This is a genomic window from Cellulosimicrobium sp. JZ28, from assembly GCF_015327065.1.
Lineage (GTDB): Bacteria > Actinomycetota > Actinomycetes > Actinomycetales > Cellulomonadaceae > Cellulosimicrobium > Cellulosimicrobium funkei.
In genome coordinates this window covers 4,137,046-4,151,325 of record NZ_CP017660.1, presented here as the reverse complement: position 1 = coordinate 4,151,325, position 14,280 = coordinate 4,137,046, and the positions used below count along the sequence as shown (strand labels likewise).

At 76.5% G+C, this 14,280-nt stretch carries 15 protein-coding genes; 6 read left to right on the top strand and 9 right to left on the bottom strand.

Translation table 11 applies throughout. From position 1 onward, the window contains the following. Positions 1 to 75 precede the first annotated feature (75 nt). From BJP59_RS18640 to BJP59_RS18630, 3 genes are all read left to right on the top strand, one after another. On the top strand, positions 76 to 336 hold the full coding sequence (locus tag BJP59_RS18640) for a hypothetical protein (RefSeq protein WP_194521721.1): 261 nt from the start codon (positions 76 to 78) through the stop codon (positions 334 to 336). Continuing rightward, on the top strand, positions 336 to 677 hold the full coding sequence (locus BJP59_RS18635) for a type II toxin-antitoxin system PemK/MazF family toxin (protein WP_194521720.1): 342 nt from the start codon (positions 336 to 338) through the stop codon (positions 675 to 677). The genes BJP59_RS18640 and BJP59_RS18635 overlap by 1 nt, the downstream gene beginning before the upstream one ends. 142 nt (positions 678 to 819) lie before the next feature. Then, positions 820 to 2,751: a sigma-70 family RNA polymerase sigma factor gene (locus BJP59_RS18630; RefSeq protein ID WP_194521719.1), complete on the top strand. Its 1,932-nt coding sequence runs from the start codon at positions 820 to 822 to the stop codon at positions 2,749 to 2,751. A 27-nt stretch (positions 2,752 to 2,778) separates the two neighbouring features. On the opposite strand, the gene BJP59_RS18625 is transcribed toward BJP59_RS18630, so the two are convergent. From BJP59_RS18625 to BJP59_RS18590, 8 genes are all read right to left on the bottom strand, one after another. Continuing rightward, positions 2,779 to 3,396: a DUF1775 domain-containing protein gene (locus tag BJP59_RS18625; RefSeq protein WP_194521718.1), complete on the bottom strand. Its 618-nt coding sequence runs from the start codon at positions 3,394 to 3,396 to the stop codon at positions 2,779 to 2,781. Then, positions 3,393 to 5,105: a copper resistance CopC/CopD family protein gene (locus BJP59_RS18620; RefSeq protein WP_194521717.1), complete on the bottom strand. Its 1,713-nt coding sequence runs from the start codon at positions 5,103 to 5,105 to the stop codon at positions 3,393 to 3,395. Before BJP59_RS18620 ends, BJP59_RS18625 begins: the two co-directional genes overlap by 4 nt. A gap of 3 nt (positions 5,106 to 5,108) precedes the next feature. Next, the gene (locus tag BJP59_RS18615; protein WP_194521716.1) at positions 5,109 to 5,843 is read right to left on the bottom strand and encodes a YcnI family copper-binding membrane protein; all 735 of its coding nucleotides are present in this window, start codon (positions 5,841 to 5,843) and stop codon (positions 5,109 to 5,111) included. 181 nt (positions 5,844 to 6,024) lie between these two features. Beyond that, entirely contained in the window at positions 6,025 to 6,561 is a 537-nt protein-coding gene (locus tag BJP59_RS18610; RefSeq protein WP_137279932.1) for a hypothetical protein, read from the bottom strand. Positions 6,562 to 6,649: 88 nt separating this feature from the next. After that, entirely contained in the window at positions 6,650 to 7,348 is a 699-nt protein-coding gene (locus BJP59_RS18605) for a copper resistance CopC family protein (protein ID WP_085386810.1), read from the bottom strand. A gap of 89 nt (positions 7,349 to 7,437) precedes the next feature. Then, the gene (locus BJP59_RS18600) at positions 7,438 to 8,109 is read right to left on the bottom strand and encodes a hypothetical protein (RefSeq protein ID WP_085386811.1); all 672 of its coding nucleotides are present in this window, start codon (positions 8,107 to 8,109) and stop codon (positions 7,438 to 7,440) included. A 10-nt stretch (positions 8,110 to 8,119) separates the two neighbouring features. Further along, on the bottom strand, positions 8,120 to 8,806 hold the full coding sequence (locus BJP59_RS18595; protein WP_076403934.1) for a Pr6Pr family membrane protein: 687 nt from the start codon (positions 8,804 to 8,806) through the stop codon (positions 8,120 to 8,122). A 184-nt stretch (positions 8,807 to 8,990) separates the two neighbouring features. After that, positions 8,991 to 9,194 carry a cold-shock protein gene (locus BJP59_RS18590; protein WP_076404113.1) on the bottom strand — a complete coding sequence of 68 codons (204 nt, stop codon included), beginning with the start codon at positions 9,192 to 9,194 and terminating at the stop codon, positions 8,991 to 8,993. A gap of 545 nt (positions 9,195 to 9,739) precedes the next feature. Between BJP59_RS18590 and BJP59_RS18585 the strand changes: the two genes are divergently transcribed. The 3 genes from BJP59_RS18585 to BJP59_RS18575 all read left to right on the top strand — a co-directional run bounded on the left by BJP59_RS18585 (position 9,740) and on the right by BJP59_RS18575 (position 13,080). Beyond that, positions 9,740 to 11,014, top strand: coding sequence for an amidohydrolase (locus BJP59_RS18585; protein WP_076403935.1), 1,275 nt, complete (start codon positions 9,740 to 9,742; stop codon positions 11,012 to 11,014). Positions 11,015 to 11,092: 78 nt separating this feature from the next. Next, positions 11,093 to 12,607 (top strand): putative glutamine/gamma-aminobutyrate antiporter GadC, encoded by a 1,515-nt coding sequence (gadC, locus tag BJP59_RS18580; protein ID WP_194521715.1) that lies wholly within the window; start codon positions 11,093 to 11,095, stop codon positions 12,605 to 12,607. A 50-nt stretch (positions 12,608 to 12,657) separates the two neighbouring features. Continuing rightward, a complete protein-coding gene (locus BJP59_RS18575) occupies positions 12,658 to 13,080 on the top strand; it encodes a hypothetical protein (protein ID WP_194521714.1) in 423 nt (140 codons plus the stop codon). 7 nt (positions 13,081 to 13,087) lie between these two features. Here BJP59_RS18575 and BJP59_RS18570 read toward each other — a convergent pair whose 3' ends face one another. Beyond that, positions 13,088 to 14,278, bottom strand: coding sequence for an alpha/beta hydrolase (locus BJP59_RS18570; RefSeq protein ID WP_194521713.1), 1,191 nt, complete (start codon positions 14,276 to 14,278; stop codon positions 13,088 to 13,090). Positions 14,279 to 14,280 lie beyond the last annotated feature (2 nt).

The window sequence follows — 14,280 nt, the reverse complement described above, 5'->3', positions numbered from 1 at the left end:
CGGTAGGTATCGACGCGGGTTATCGCTGGTAGTCTGCAAAGTATGACTGCTACGACCACCACGTTGAAGGTCCGGGTGAGCACCCGAGACAAGCTGCGGGAGTACGCCGCCAGCCAGGCGGTCACGCTCGACGTCGCGATCGACCGCTTGCTGGCGGAGCACGCCGAGCGCGAGTTCTGGGCGGCGATGGCCAAGCTCTCCCCCGACGAGTACCAGGCCCAGATGCAGGCCGAGGGCCAGTGGCCATCGGACGACGACTACGGGTTGGAGGACACCATGGCTCAGTCGCAGCCGTCGGCGCGGCCCGCGCCGACACCTCCGTCCGTGGACCAGTGATGACCTCTTCTCTCCCCCGTCCCCACCAGATCACCCAGGGCCAGATCGTCTGGCTGAGCATGGACCCGACCCAGGGCCGCGAGCAGGCCAAGCACCGCCCGCACCTGGTGCTGTCCCTGCCCCCGACTCACCGCGCGACCCACATCCTGACCGGCGTGCCGCTGACGTCCACCGACCGTGGGTGGCCGATGCACGTGCAGTGGTCCCCCGGCTCGTTCGCGATGTGCGAGCAGGTGCGCTCGTTCGCCTACCAGCGCATCACCAATGTCGAGCCCGACGTCCACGACGTGTCCGCGATCCTGCGGACCGTGGACATGCTGTGGGGTCGCGGCATGCCGTGACGACGTGACCTGACCGAGCGGGCTTCGAGAGCAGCGCCGTGGGCGAGGCGTACCTCACGCCCGGAACCGCGTCATGATCGCGGCCCTGGAGCGTCTTTCTCCCTGAGGGCCGCCGGACGGAGGCGGCCGGGACGGGAGCGGCGTGCACACGCAGGACCTGACGGAGCTCGGCGACGAGCAGCTCGCCGACGCGGTGCGCGCGGGCCGCGCGGAGGCGTTCGCCGTGCTCTGGGAACGGCACGCGGCTGCCGGGCGCTCGGCGGCCCGCCGCCTCACGGCGACGTACGACCCGGACGACCTCGTCCAGGAGGCGTACCTGCGCGTGCTCGGCGCGCTGCAGTCCGGCCACGGGCCGACCGGCCCGTTCCGGCCCTACCTCTACACGACGCTGCGCAGCGTCGCGGCGAGCTGGGCCCGCACGCCGGACCCGACGCCCGTCGAGGACGTGCCCGAGGTCGTCGACCCGCGCGACCTGTCGACCGAGGTCCTCGAGCGCTCGGTGACGGTCCGCGCGTTCCGCCGCCTGCCGGAGCGGTGGCAGGCCGTGCTCTGGTACACCGAGGTCGAGGGGATGGAGCCGCGCGAGGCGGCGCCGCTGCTCGGACTCTCGGCGAGCGCGACCGCCGCGCTCTCCTACCGCGCCCGCGAGGGCCTGCGCCGCGAGTGGCTCCAGGCCCACGTGAGCAGCGACGCGGTGGCCCCCGAGTGCCGCTGGACGGTCGAACGCCTGGGCGACCGCGCGCGCGGGTCGCTGTCGCGCGCTGCGCAGGACCGCGCCGAGGAGCACCTCACCGGGTGCCTGTCGTGCTCGATCCTCGCGGAGGAGGTCGACGACGTCGCCTCGCGCCTGCGCATCGTCCTCCTGCCGCTCGTCCTCGGCGTCCCGGCCGCGGTCGACGCCGCGACCGGCGCCCTCGCGACGACGACCTCCGCGCCTGCCACGGCGACGGTCCCGGCGACCGGCACCACGACGGGCCCGGCGACCGGCACGACCGGGGCCGGGGGCGCCGGGGCGACGTCCGGCGCCGGGGCCGGAGCCGCCGCCGCGGGAGCCGCGGTCCCCGGTGTCCTGGTCGGCGCGCTCGCCGCGGTGGTCGTGGCCGCCGTCGTCGGCGTGCTGGCCGTGGCGCGGCCGTGGTCCGCCGCCGACCCGCCCTCCGCAGCGGCCGGGCAGCAGTCGTCCGCTCCCGGTCTCGCCGCGCCGCTCCCCGTCCTGCCGGACGGCGACCCGGCGGAGAACGGCGCGGACGACGTGCCGGTCACGACCGAGCCGGACGCCCCCGCCGGGGCGGGCGACCGCCCCGAGCCGCCCGCCGCGGGCGTCGACGCCCCGCCCGTCTCCCGTCCGGACGGGCAGGACGCGCCCGGAGCCGGCGAGACCGTGCCCGAGCCGGGCCCGCCGTCGGTCGAGCCGGCCGCGCCGACCCCGCCGGAGCCCGAGCAGCCCGGTCCGGAGGAACCCGCGCCCGAAGAGCCCGGGCCCGAGGAACCGGCGCCTCCGGCACCCGTCGTCGACGAGGCACCCCCGGCCGGGACGCTCACCGTCTACCCCGCCCTGCGCGGCAGCGGGGAGCCCGGGGCGCGCGTGCGGGCGCTCGACGCGACGGGAGCGGTCGTCGGCACGACGACCGCCGCCGCCGACGGCCGCTGGGCGCTCGTCGCGACCGGGCTCGGTGCCACCGGGGAGCACGTGCTCGACGTCGTCCAGGACGTCGACGACGTCGTCTCCGCGTCCGCCGCGCCGCTCGGCCCCTACGTGTTCGACCTCCCGCGCGTGCTGTCGCCGGGCCCCGGCGAGACGGTCCTCGGCGCGCGCGAGACCGCGCCGTGGGAGGACCCGCGCTTCTCCGTCCTCGTGACCTTCGCCGGCACCGCGGGCCTGGTCGTCGAGGCCTTCGTCGACGGGGCTTCGACCGGCAACCTCCACGAGCTCGGCGACGAGCCCGCGGTGCGCCAGGTGCGCGGCCTCGCCCCCGGACCGCACACGTTCGGGATCCGGTTCGTCGAGCCGTGGTCGGACGCCGCCGGGTTCGGGCCGACCGTGAGCGTCGACTTCACCGTCGCGGGCCCCTGAGCGCGGGACCCGCGACGGCTGCGGGCGTCACCCCCGCACGCGCCGGCGGGACCACGCCCCGCCCGCGACGCCGACGACGCCCGCCCCGAGCACGACCGCCCCGACGAGCGGGCCGGTCGGCGTCGGGGACGCGCCCGCCACGACGGGCGCGGGGGCGAGCGACGCCGCCGTCGCGACGAACGTGGGTGCCGGACGGGCGCCCGCCGGGTCGGTGTCCGTCCACGCGTACGACGCCCCCGACGGGCACTCCTGCACCGTCGGGAAGACGAACGCCTGCCCGGGCTCGCCCGTCACGCGGACGTCGAGCGTGAAGGCCGCGCGCTCGCCGTCGGGCACGGGCTCGCCGGCCCACGCGACGGCGTCGTCCGTCACCTCGACGGTCCAGCCGGCCGGCTGGCCCGCGTCCAGCGCCTCGACGCCCGCGGGCAGGGTGACGCGCAGGGCGTCGGTGGGCTCGCCGTCGCACCCGTGGTCGAACGTGAACGTGAGCCGCGACGTGCCGTCGCCGCGCGGCTCGACCGTCTCGATGAGCACGTGCGCGGCCGCGGGGGCGGCCGTGAGCAGGGCGAGCGCCCCGGCGGCGGCCAGGGCGAGGAGGGCGCGCGCGCCGCGGTGCGGCCCGAGCGGCCGTCGGTCGGGGGTCATGAGGTCACCTCCACGGGGATGCGGACGATCGGGTTCTCGTACTTGGACGTCCGCACGCTCACCTCGAGCGTCCAGGAGCCGGGCATCGGCAGGTCGAGCGTCGCCTCGTACGCGCCCGGCCCGGTTCGCGTGAGCGGGCGCGAGAACGGGCCCAGCGCCGGGTCGGCGAGCGTCGTCGCCAGCTCCGGCACCGCGACGGGCTCGAACGGCGCCCCGTCGGCGTCGAGCAGCTCGATCTCGAGCGCGTTGACGCCCACGCGCCCCGGTGTGACGCGCGCGCGGAGCGTGCCGTCCCCGAGCTCCTCGACCACCTCGACGCCGGAGGTCGCGGCGTCCTGCGCGGACGGCGCCGCCGGGACGACCGGGCTGCGCGAGACGAGCACGCCCGTCGCGGCGAGCACGAGCACGAGCAGCGCGGCCTCGACCGCGACGGTCCGGCCGAGCCGACGGCGCGCCGTCGTCGCGGTCGTGCCGCCCGCCGCGCTGGCGCCTCCCGGCCTGGCGACCTCGGGGACGAGCCGGTACCGGTTCCACGCCGCGATGCCGACGAGCACGAGCGCGACGCCGACCTTGACGAGCAGCGTCCGGCCGTACGTCGTCGAGACGAGCGCGTCGAGGGTGCCGAGGATGCGCCACCCGAGGACGGTCCCGGTGACCGCGAGCGCGAGGACGACCCACGCGCCGAGCGCGGAGAACCGCGCCACGGTCACGCCCGCGCGGCGGGCGTCCACGTGGGCGGACGGCGCGAGCACGAGCGCGAGCCCGACGACGCCGCCGAGCCACACCGCCCCGGCCGCGACGTGCAGCGCGTCCGCCGTGACGACGAGCCACGGCGGCCCGAAGGTCCGCGTGTGGCCCACGAGCACGAGCGACCCCAGCGCGAGCGCGGCGGCACCGAGCACCGTGCCCGCGGGCCACGCGGCCCGGGTCTCGCGCGCGGCCCGGGGCGCGAGCAGCGTCGCGGCGACGAGCCCCGCGAGCCCGAGCGCGCCCGCGACGGTGGTGTCGGAGGCGAGGCCCGCGGCCCACGTCGCCGGGTCGGCGAGCGCGCCCAGCCCGCCGCCCGCCTGCCAGGCGGGCGTGAGCGGGACCGCGAGCACGGCCCCGACGGCCGCGACGCCGAGCGCCCCGCGCCGGACGCGCTGGAGCCGCCGCCGCAGCACGGGGGCCGCGCCGGGCGAGACGTGCAGCACGAGGAGCTCGAACACGACGAGCCCCGCCACGAGGAACGTCCCGGCGTAGACGGCGGCCTGGTCGAGCGCCCGGACCGCGACGAGCGCCGCCGTCGGCTCGGCCACGCGCGCCTCGACCGCGGTCGTGCTCGGCGCGCCGACCGAGAACGTGAACGCCCCCGCCACGGGGTGGGTGTCGAGCGACACGACGCGCCAGCTGACGACGTAGGTGCCGTCGCCGAGGGTCGTGCCGGGCGTGACGACGAGCGCGTCGTCGACCGCGGCGACGTCCACGTCGACGGGCGTGCCGTCGGCCGCGAGGACGGTCGTGCCGCCGGGCACGACCTGGACGGGCTCGTTGAAGGTGAGGGTCAGCGCGTCGGGCGGCGCGTCGAGGACGGTGCCGTCCTGCGGGTCGGTGCCCACGAGGACGGCGTGGGCCGCGGCCGGGCCGCTCGCGAGGATCGCGAGCAGGACCGCGGCCGCGGCACCGACGACGACGGCCACCGCCCGGCGCAGCGCCAGGGGGCGGCCCACCGGTCAGGCCCGCGGGCGCGAGCGCACGAACCCGAGCAGCCCGAGCACGAGGCCGGCCGCCGCGAGGACGAGCGCCGTCCACGTGACCGCGGGGGCCGGTCCGCTCGACGTGCTCGCGGCGGCCTCCGTCGTCTCGCCGACCGCGGCGGCCGGCTCGGCGGTCGCGTCCGCCGCGGCGTCCTGGGTGCCGTGCGCGTCGCCGCCGGACGCGGCCGTCAGCTCGAACAGCGGGGCGGGCAGGTCGAGCTCCTCGCCGTCCTCGCCGTCGGCCGGGACCTGCACCCAGGCGCTCTCGCCCTCGGCGCACTCCTGGACGGTCGGGAAGACGAGCGTCTCGCCCGCCGCGTCGGGCAGCTTGAGCGACAGCACGAACGCGTCGCGGTAGCCGTCGGGCAGCGGCGCCTTGGCGGTGTACACGACCTCCGCGACGCGCTCGGTGTACTGGCCGCCGTGCCCGTCGTCGACGGGCTCGGCGAGGTCCTCCATGACCTTCTCGACGTCCCAGCCGGGGTTGACCGTGGGGGTCACGGTGACGACCTGCTCAGGGACCTGGACGGAAACCTTCGTCGTCGGAGAGTCGCCGCAGCCGTGCGGGACGCCGAACGTCAGGAGGGCGTAGGAGCCCGCCTCGGTCGTGTCGGGCGTGACGGTGACGTGGGCGGACGCGGCGGCCGCGCCGGTCACGACGAGCCCGGTGGTCAGTGCGGCGGCGCCGACGGCGCGCAGGGTCTTTCGCATGGTGGTGCCTTTCGGGGAGAGGTGCGGGGAGAGGGGACGCTGCTCCGGCGGGCACGACGGCGCGCCGCGCCACGGGTCGGCGGAGCCGGCCGGCGGCGGGTGAGCGGTCGCGCGGGCGCGCGGGAGCGGGACGCCGCGGACGTCGTCGGGCGACGGCGTCCGCGGAGGCGTCCGGGAGAGGTCAGGCAGGAAGGGGCGGCCCGCGCCCGGGCGCGGCGCCGCGCACGAGCAGGTCGCGCACCGTCGGCAGCGCGCCGACGGCGGGAGGGGCCGCGAGGACGACGACGGGCCGCGGGCGGCCGGGCACCCGGCGTCCTGCGAGCCACGTCCACAGGCGCCACAGCACGGCGTCGCCGTACCGCAGCACGAGCGCGACGGCGAGCGTCGCGACGGCGTGCGCGCCGAGCATCGCGAGCGGCGAGGAGGAGTGCGCGTGCGCGGCGGCGTCGGCCGGGGACAGCGCGGCGCAGCGGTCGAAGACGACGTGCAGCACGAGCTGGCCCGCGCCGAGCAGGCCGAGCAGCCGCGGCAGCCCGACCTCGCGCCGGGTGAGGGGTCGCACGGCGACGGCGGTGAGGACCGCGAGGACCCCGAGCGGGACCGCCCCGGGGTCGGTACCTCCGGCGAGGCCGTGCGCGACGACGGACAGCCCGACGACCGCGGCGGCGAGCAGCAGCACCCGCACGCCGCGGAGCACCCCTGCTCCGGGCGACGTCACGGACGCACCCTAGCGGGAGAAGGGGCTCCTGCGGCAGGGGCCGGCGCCGCCCTCTCCGCGCGGGAGAGGGCGGTGTGCGCCGGCACGGTCAGCCCTGCGGGTCGTGCGGGGCGCCGTCGTCGGTGCCGGCGTCCGGGCCGGGGCCCCGACGGCGCAGCACGACCACGACGACGACCGCCGCGGCGACGACGAGCGCGCCGAGCCCCACGAGCACCGGCAGCAGCGACGAGGTGCCGTCGTCCGCGGTCTCGGCGGCGTCGGTGGTCGTGGTCGCGGAGGGCTCGGACGTGGTGCCGGTCGTCGGATCCTCGGTCGCGGTCTCCTCCGGCGTCGCCGTGTCCGTCGCGGGGTCGTCCGTCGCGGGCGCCTCCGGCTGGGCCGCGACGGCGAACGCGAACGTGCCCTCGATCGGGTGCCCGTCGGACGAGACGACGCGCCACGCGACGGTGTACGTGTCGCCGCCGAGCGCGACGGCCGGGTCGAGCGCGAAGGTCGCGGTGCTGCCGTCGATCGTCGGCGCACCCTGCGTGACGACCGTGCCGGCCGAGTCGGAGACGACGACCTGCGGCTCGACGGGGAGCGGCTCGGTGTTGAACGTCAGCGTGATCGCCGCGGGCGGGGCCGCGAGCTGTGCGCCGTCGGCCGGGTCGGAGGTGAGGAGCCGGTCGTGCGCGGACGCCGGGCCGGCCGTGAGCGTCGTGACGGTCGCGGTGAGGCCGAGCGTCAGGGCCGCGGCGGCGAGGAGGGCGAGCAGGGCCGACAGCGGTCGGCGCAGGGAGAGGGTCATGAGGTTCTTCCGTCCGAGGCGCGGCCGGTGGCCGCACGGTGGTGCCCGGGGGCCCGGCCGTCGCCGGGTCGGCCTCGTCGGGTGCCGCGTCAGGACGCGGCGAGGGGGCGCAGCAGTGCTCCCGACGGACCGTGCGCCCGCGGCGGTCCGCGCGTCGGCGCCCGGAGCGACCGCCACACGTCGACGACGCGCACCGGGCGCGCGGGGACGACGCCGCGGCGGCCGAGGACCGCCGCACGGGCCGGGAGCGGGAGCGCGGCGCGCGGGGTCACCCAGGTGAGGAACCGCTCGAGCGCGCGCTCGCCGTGCGCCAGCACGAGGGCGAGCACGACCGTCGCGGCGGCGTGGGCGGCGACCATCCACGCGCCCGACGCCGCGAGGTGCTCCGGGTGCAGCGGGGACGCCGCGCCGTCGGCCGACGGCACCGCGCACACGACCGCGCCCGACGACGCCGCGAGGTGCGCAGCGTGCCCGGCTCCCCCGCCGACGGCGTGGCACGCCCCGGGGGTCAGGACGGTGAGCGCCTGGTGGAGCGCGAGCTGCGCACCCCCGAGGAGCACGACGAGCCGGGCGGGCGTGAAGCGCAGGCGGGCGGCCGCCGTCGTGCCGGCGAGCGTGAACGCGGCGAGCGCCGCGAGGACCAGCGGGTCCGGGAGAGCGCCTCCGGCGACGCGGTGCGCGAGCGCCGTCAGCGCGAGCACGAGGGTCGCCACGAGCGCGGCGCGGGCGACGCGCAGCGGACCGACGACCGGGGAGGGCACGACGGCCACCCTAGCGCGAGGTGTCCACGCCCTCGGCCCGGGACCGCTGCGACGCGGGGGCCGGGGCGGGCCGACGCTCCGCGTACCGGCCGATCGCGGGGCCGGTCGGCAGGAGCCGGTCGAGCCCGACGATCACGAGCCCGAGCACGAGGAAGCCCGCCCCGTAGAGCACGACGTTGACGAGCAGCCCGGTCCACCCGAGCGCGTCGAGGTCGACGAACCCGTACGGGTACTCGCTGCCCGGGCTGACGAACCCGCGGATCGTCGTGAACGCGAAGTACGCGAGCGGGTACAGGAGCCAGCGCGCGGCGTCGAGGCCGCGCAGGCGCCGGTGCGCGTCGAGCAGGAGGAAGTCGGCGACCACGGCGAGCGGGAGCACCTCGTGCTCGATCTGGCCGTCGGTGAGCCCGAGGAAGACGGCGGGCGCGCCCGGGTCCTCGGGCGCGAGCACGAGCCACGACACGAGGCCCGTGATCGCGGCGAACAGCGTCACGCCGCCCTTCAGCCACCCCGGCGGCTGCCGGCGGCGCAGGAGGGACGCGAGGCCCGCCCAGGCGAAGACGACCGCGATGAGGAAGCCCGTCTGGTTCGTGAAGTAGACGAGGCCCTCGATGTCCCCGTCGCGCCAGATCGCGCGCGTCCCGACGAGGGCGAGGACGACGAGGAACAGCCGGAACAGTCCGACGACGACGTGCATGCGGGCTCCTTCGCGCGCGGTGTGGCTCCGGTCGAGAGCCTAGTCCCCGCGGCCGGGGCACGACCGCCGTCGGGCACCGCCGCGCGCGTCGAGGTCCGGGCACGCCGAAGGGCCGCGCACGAGGCGCGGCCCTTCGGTGGAGATCGTCACCCCCGCCGGCGCGAGGCGCCGGGCGGGAGCGGGATCAGAGTGCCTGGATGTTCGTCGCCTGCGGGCCCTTGGGGCCCTGCGTGACGTCGAAGGAGACGCTCTGGTTCTCCTCGAGCGAGCGGTAGCCGCTCGACTGGATCTCGCTGTAGTGGGCGAACACGTCCGCGGTGCCGTCGGAGGGGGCGATGAAGCCGAAGCCCTTCTCCGAGTTGAACCACTTCACGGTGCCTGTAGCCATGGTGTTTTCCTTCGTCGAGACGACCGGCCCACGTGCGCGGGTCCGGGTACCGCGCCCTGCAGGGCGCCGGCAGTTCGGGGTGTGGTCGCGGCGGGAGCCCGCCGGGCGACCGGGCGGGGCGCTCAGATGGCGCCGCGCGTGCTCCAGGGCGGCGACGACGGTCACGGGCCGCGTGAAGCGGTCGTGGACGTGGAAGCCGTCCGGGCGTCGGGTGACCATCCCGGCGTACTCGCCGTCGGCCGTCGCGACCCACAGGTCGTCGTCGGCGCGGCGCAGCACGAGGTCTGGTCCGGGCGTGCCCGCGGCCGCAGGAGCGGTCGCCGGGCGGTCGAGGATGGTGGAAGAAGTGATGTGTTTCTCTGCTCTCGCTCCGCGCGCTTCTGGGGCGGAGATCGTCGTCGGCAGCGTCTGCTGCCCGGCGCCCGCGGTCGTGCTTCGATGCCGAGGACCGAAGATCGTCGCGAGACCCTGCTCGCGACCTGGGCGCAGCCCTCACGCTACACCATGGCGTGTGGCGGACGGTCGCCCCGGGCGATGATGGGGGCATGACGACCTCCTCCACCCCCGCCCGCACCGCCCCTCGCACCGCGCGCCGCAGCGTCGCCGTCGTGAACGGCTACCTCGTGCCCGTCGCGTCCGACCCGATCGAGAACGGGACCGTCCTCGTCGAGGACGGGGTCATCACCGCGGTCGGCGCGGACGTCGTCGTGCCCGACGGCGTCCCGACCCTCGACGCGCGCGGCCGCTGGGTGCTGCCCGGCTTCGTCGAGGCGCACGCCCACATGGGCGTCATGGAGGAGGCCGAGGGCTGGGCCGGCAACGACACGAACGAGATGACCGACCCGAACGGCGCGGCGCTGCGCGCGATCGACGCGATCAACGTCGAGGACGAGGGCTTCCGCGACGCGCTGGTCGGCGGCGTGACGAGCGCCGTCGTGAAGCCGGGCTCGGGCAACCCCATCGGCGGGCAGACCGTCGCGATCAAGACGTGGGGCGGCCGCACCGTCGACGAGCAGGTGATCCGCGAGGCGGTCTCCGTGAAGTCGGCGCTCGGCGAGAACCCCAAGCGCGTGTACGGGGACCAGAAGAAGACGCCCTCGACGCGCCTCGGCGTCGCGAAGGTCATCCGTGCCGCGTTCGTCGACGCGCAGAACTACGCCGCGCGGCGCGACGCGGCCGAGGCGAAGGGCGAGCCGTTCGACCGCGACCTCGCGAAGGAGACCCTCGCGCGCGTCCTCGCGGGCGAGCTGTACTGGGACCAGCACACGCACCGCGCCGACGACATCGCGACCGCGCTGCGCCTCGCGGACGAGTTCGGCTACCGGCTCGTCGTCAACCACGGCACCGACGGCGCGGCCGTCGCGGACGTCCTCGCCGAGCGCGACGTGCCGGTGATCTTCGGCCCGCTGTTCACGTCGCGCTCGAAGATCGAGCTGCGCAACCGCGACATCGCGAACCTCGGGGCGCTCGCCCGCGCGGGCGTGCGCGTCGCCATCACGACCGACCACCCCGTCGTGCCGATCAACTTCCTCGTTCACCAGGCGTCGCTCGCGGTCAAGGAGGGCCTCGACCGCGACACCGCGCTGCGCGCACTCACCGTGAACCCCGCGGCCTTCCTCGGTCTCGACGACCGCGTCGGCGCGCTCGCGCCGGGCCTCGACGGGGACGTCGTCGTGTGGTCGGGCGACCCGCTCGACGTGACGTCGCGCGCGGAGCACGTGCTCATCACCGGCACCGAGGTCTACACGTGGGACGCGACGGCGGCCGACGGGCGCGGCGCGGGCCGAGTCGTCGAGCGCGGCGAGCGCTTCCGGGCCTGACGCCGGCCCCGCTCGCCGGTCGCGCGCGGCGTCGCTAGCGTTCCCCCGAGGGCCGTCGCGCCCGCCGAGGGGGACGCCATGGCCCGGACCGCCACCTCGCAGCACCCCGCCCGGCCCGCCGCGGCGACCATCACGGCCACGTCGCTGGTCATGCTCAACGTCGCCGCGGTGGTCAGCCTGCGCGGCCTGCCCGCCGAGGCGGAGTACGGGCTCTCCTCCGCGTTCTACTACCTGCTCGCCGCCGTCTGCTTCCTCGCACCCGTCGCCGTCGTCGCGGCCGAGCTCGCGTCCACGTGGCCCGAGGAGGGCGGCATGTTCCGCTGGGTCGGCGAGGCGTTCGGGAGCAGGTGGGGCTTCCTCGCGATCGCGATGGTGTTCGTCGAGGGCTGCATCTGGTTCCCGACCGTCCTCACGTTCGCCGCCGTCACGCTCGCCTACACCGGGCCCGACGCGCGGTTCGACGAACGGGTCGCCGACGACCGGCTCTTCGTCCTCGCGATCGTGCTCGTCGTGTTCTGGGCCGCGACGCTCATCGCCCTGCGCGGCGCGTCCGCGTTCGCCCGCACCGCGCGCTGGGGCGGGATCGTCGGGACGCTCGTCCCCGCCGCGCTGCTCGTCGGGCTCGGTGCCGCCTACCTCCTCGGCGGCGAGCCGTCCCGGACCACGCTCTCCTGGGGCGCGTTCGTCCCGGACCTCACGCGCCTCGACAACATCGTGCTCGCCGCCGGGATCTTCCTCTTCTACGCGGGCATCGAGGTCAACGCGGTCCACGTGCGCGCGATCCGGCGGCCGGAGCGCACCTACCCGCTCGCGATCCTCGTCGCCGCGCTCGTGGCCGTCGTCGTGCTGACCCTCGGCACGCTGACGATCGCGGTCGTCGTGCCGCAGCAGGACATCAGCCTCACGACGAGCCTGCTCCAGGCGTTCGACCACCTGCTCGCCTGGGCGGGGATCAGCTGGGCCGGGCCGGTCGTCGCGGCGATGCTCGCCGTCGGCGTCCTCGCCGGCGTCACGACGTGGGTCGCCGGGCCCGCCACGGGCCTGCACGCCGTCGCGCGAGCAGGGTTCCTCCCGCGGTGGTTCCACCGGACGAACGACCGCGGCATGGCGACGAACATCCTCCTCGTCCAGGCGCTGGTCGTGACCGTGCTTTCGGTGCTGTTCGTCGTCATGCCCTCCGTGCAGTCCGCGTACCAGCTCCTCAGCCAGCTCACCGTGATCCTCTACCTCGTCGCCTACCTCCTGATGTTCGCCGCGGTCGTCGTGCTGCGCCGCACGCAGCCCGACCGGCCGCGCCCCTACCGGGTGCCGGGGGGCCGCGTCGGGGTCTGGGCGGTCGGCGGGCTCGGGTTCGTCGCGTCGCTGCTCGCGCTCGTCACGAGCTTCGCCCCGCCCGGCCAGGTCGCGGTCGGCAGCCCGACGACGTACGTCGTGCTGCTCGTCGCGCTCGCCCTCGTCTTCGTGGCCCTCCCGCTGCTCCTGTACCGCGCCCGCACACCGGCCTGGCGGGACGACTCGTCGACGTTCGCGCCCTTCACCTGGCAGTCCGCGGACGCCGAACCCCACCGAGGCGATCCCGGCCCGCCGGGATGACGGGCGAGGTTCCCGTGGCGCGAACCCGCGCGGCGGCGGACCATCGGAACATGCCTACCCGACCCGCTCCCCGCCCTCGCAGCGCCGCGACCGGCCCGGTCGTCGGTCTCGTCGTCCTCGTCGGGGCGCTCGCCGCCTGCTCCGGCCCCGGCCCGGGCGACAAGGACGTCGAGTACGACTCGCTCGACGCGCTCCACCGCGCCGCCACGTCCGCCGGCCTCACGTGCCTGTCGTTCACGACCGAGAGCACGGACAGCGAGGACGTCGAGCTGGGCGCGTGCGACGACACGACGCTCCTCGCCGTGTTCGCCGACGGGATCGCCGAGGACGAGTTCCTCGCGCTCCTGCCGCGTCAGCCCACCGAGGAGGGCGAGGCCGCGCTGGCCGGGCCGAACTGGGTCGTGCTCGGCGACACCGGCGACCTGCTCGAGACCCAGGCGGGCATCGGCGGGCAGTTCCTCACCGACGCGTGACGCGGCGTCAGCCGCCCGCCATCTGCCGCTGCGCGAACACGAGCCCGTACGGGAGCGCGGTCGCGGCCATGGCCCACGTGTGCGCCTGACCGGGCTCCTCGCGGAGCTCGACGGTCTGCCCCTGGTCCTCGAGGTCCTGCGCCATCCGCCGCACCGTCGTGAGCGCCTCCCGCGGCGCGTCCTGCCCGGAGTCGAGGAAGACGGGCATCGGGTGCGTGAACGTCATCGTGGGCAGGTACGTCGTCGGGGTGTTCGCGTCGATCTCCGCCTGCGTCGAGAGCATCGTCCGTTCCGGCCCGGGGCCGGGGTTCCCGTAGGGCTCGATCGCGAGGATCGCCCCGAACAGGTCGAGGTTCCGCAGACCCACGTTGAGCGTGCAGAACCCGCCCGACGACATGCCGCCTAGGACGCGGTGCTCGCGGTCCGCGAGCGTCGGGTACGTCGCGTCGACGGTGTCGACGACGGTCGTCGTCAGGTACGTCTCGACCTGCTCGCCGCCCGTCGTCGAGTCGAGGCACTCGGTGTCGAGCCCGCCCGGCCCCGTGCCGTTCACCGTGGGGGCGACGACGATCATCGGGTCGACGAGCCCGCGCCGGACCAGCACGTCCATCGTCCGCGGCACCCGCCCGGCGGCGAACCAGCTGCTCGGGTCGTCGGGCGACCCGTGGATCAGGTACACGACCGGGTAGCGGGTCGAACCCTGGGGGTCGAACCCCGGCGGGAGGTACACCCAGGCGTCCTCGTCCACGATCTGCTCGGCGGCCGTCCCCGGGATCGCGAGCGTCCGCACCTGACCCCGGTCCGCGCCGCCCGGCGCGTCGGCCGACAGGTCGGCCAGACCCAGCGCGACGAGCTGCACCCGGGCGGCCCCCCACGTCGGGACGTAGCCGGAGTAGGCGTTGGCGCCGACCGCCAGGCCCAGCACGAGGGACAGCGCGCCGAGCGCCGCGAGGGACGCCGTCGCGACGCGTGTGCGCCACGGCCGGCGCGCGTCCTCGCCCCGGGCCCGCCGCTCGCGCCGCGCCCGGGCGCCGCGCCGCGCGCGGACCACGGCCCACGCCACCGCTCCCGCCCCGAGCACCGCCAGCACGACGGCGACCGGGTAGCTCGTCAGGTACGTCTCGGCAGGCTGGAGCTCGCGCAGCACGGCCGCGGGCAGGGCCGGGTCGGTGTCGGGGACGGGGAGGCCGGTCGCCACGG

Coding starts and splice junctions, on each gene's coding strand:
- BJP59_RS18595 (WP_076403934.1), bottom strand. CDS start 8,806: ATGCACGTCGTCGTCGGACTGTTCCGGCTGTTCCTCGTCGTCCTCGCC.
- BJP59_RS18635 (WP_194521720.1), top strand. CDS start 336: ATGACCTCTTCTCTCCCCCGTCCCCACCAGATCACCCAGGGCCAGATC.
- BJP59_RS18590 (WP_076404113.1), bottom strand. CDS start 9,194: ATGGCTACAGGCACCGTGAAGTGGTTCAACTCGGAGAAGGGCTTCGGC.
- gadC (WP_194521715.1), top strand. CDS start 11,093: ATGGCCCGGACCGCCACCTCGCAGCACCCCGCCCGGCCCGCCGCGGCG.
- BJP59_RS18585 (WP_076403935.1), top strand. CDS start 9,740: ATGACGACCTCCTCCACCCCCGCCCGCACCGCCCCTCGCACCGCGCGC.
- BJP59_RS18575 (WP_194521714.1), top strand. CDS start 12,658: ATGCCTACCCGACCCGCTCCCCGCCCTCGCAGCGCCGCGACCGGCCCG.
- BJP59_RS18615 (WP_194521716.1), bottom strand. CDS start 5,843: ATGCGAAAGACCCTGCGCGCCGTCGGCGCCGCCGCACTGACCACCGGG.
- BJP59_RS18625 (WP_194521718.1), bottom strand. CDS start 3,396: ATGACCCCCGACCGACGGCCGCTCGGGCCGCACCGCGGCGCGCGCGCC.
- BJP59_RS18605 (WP_085386810.1), bottom strand. CDS start 7,348: ATGACCCTCTCCCTGCGCCGACCGCTGTCGGCCCTGCTCGCCCTCCTC.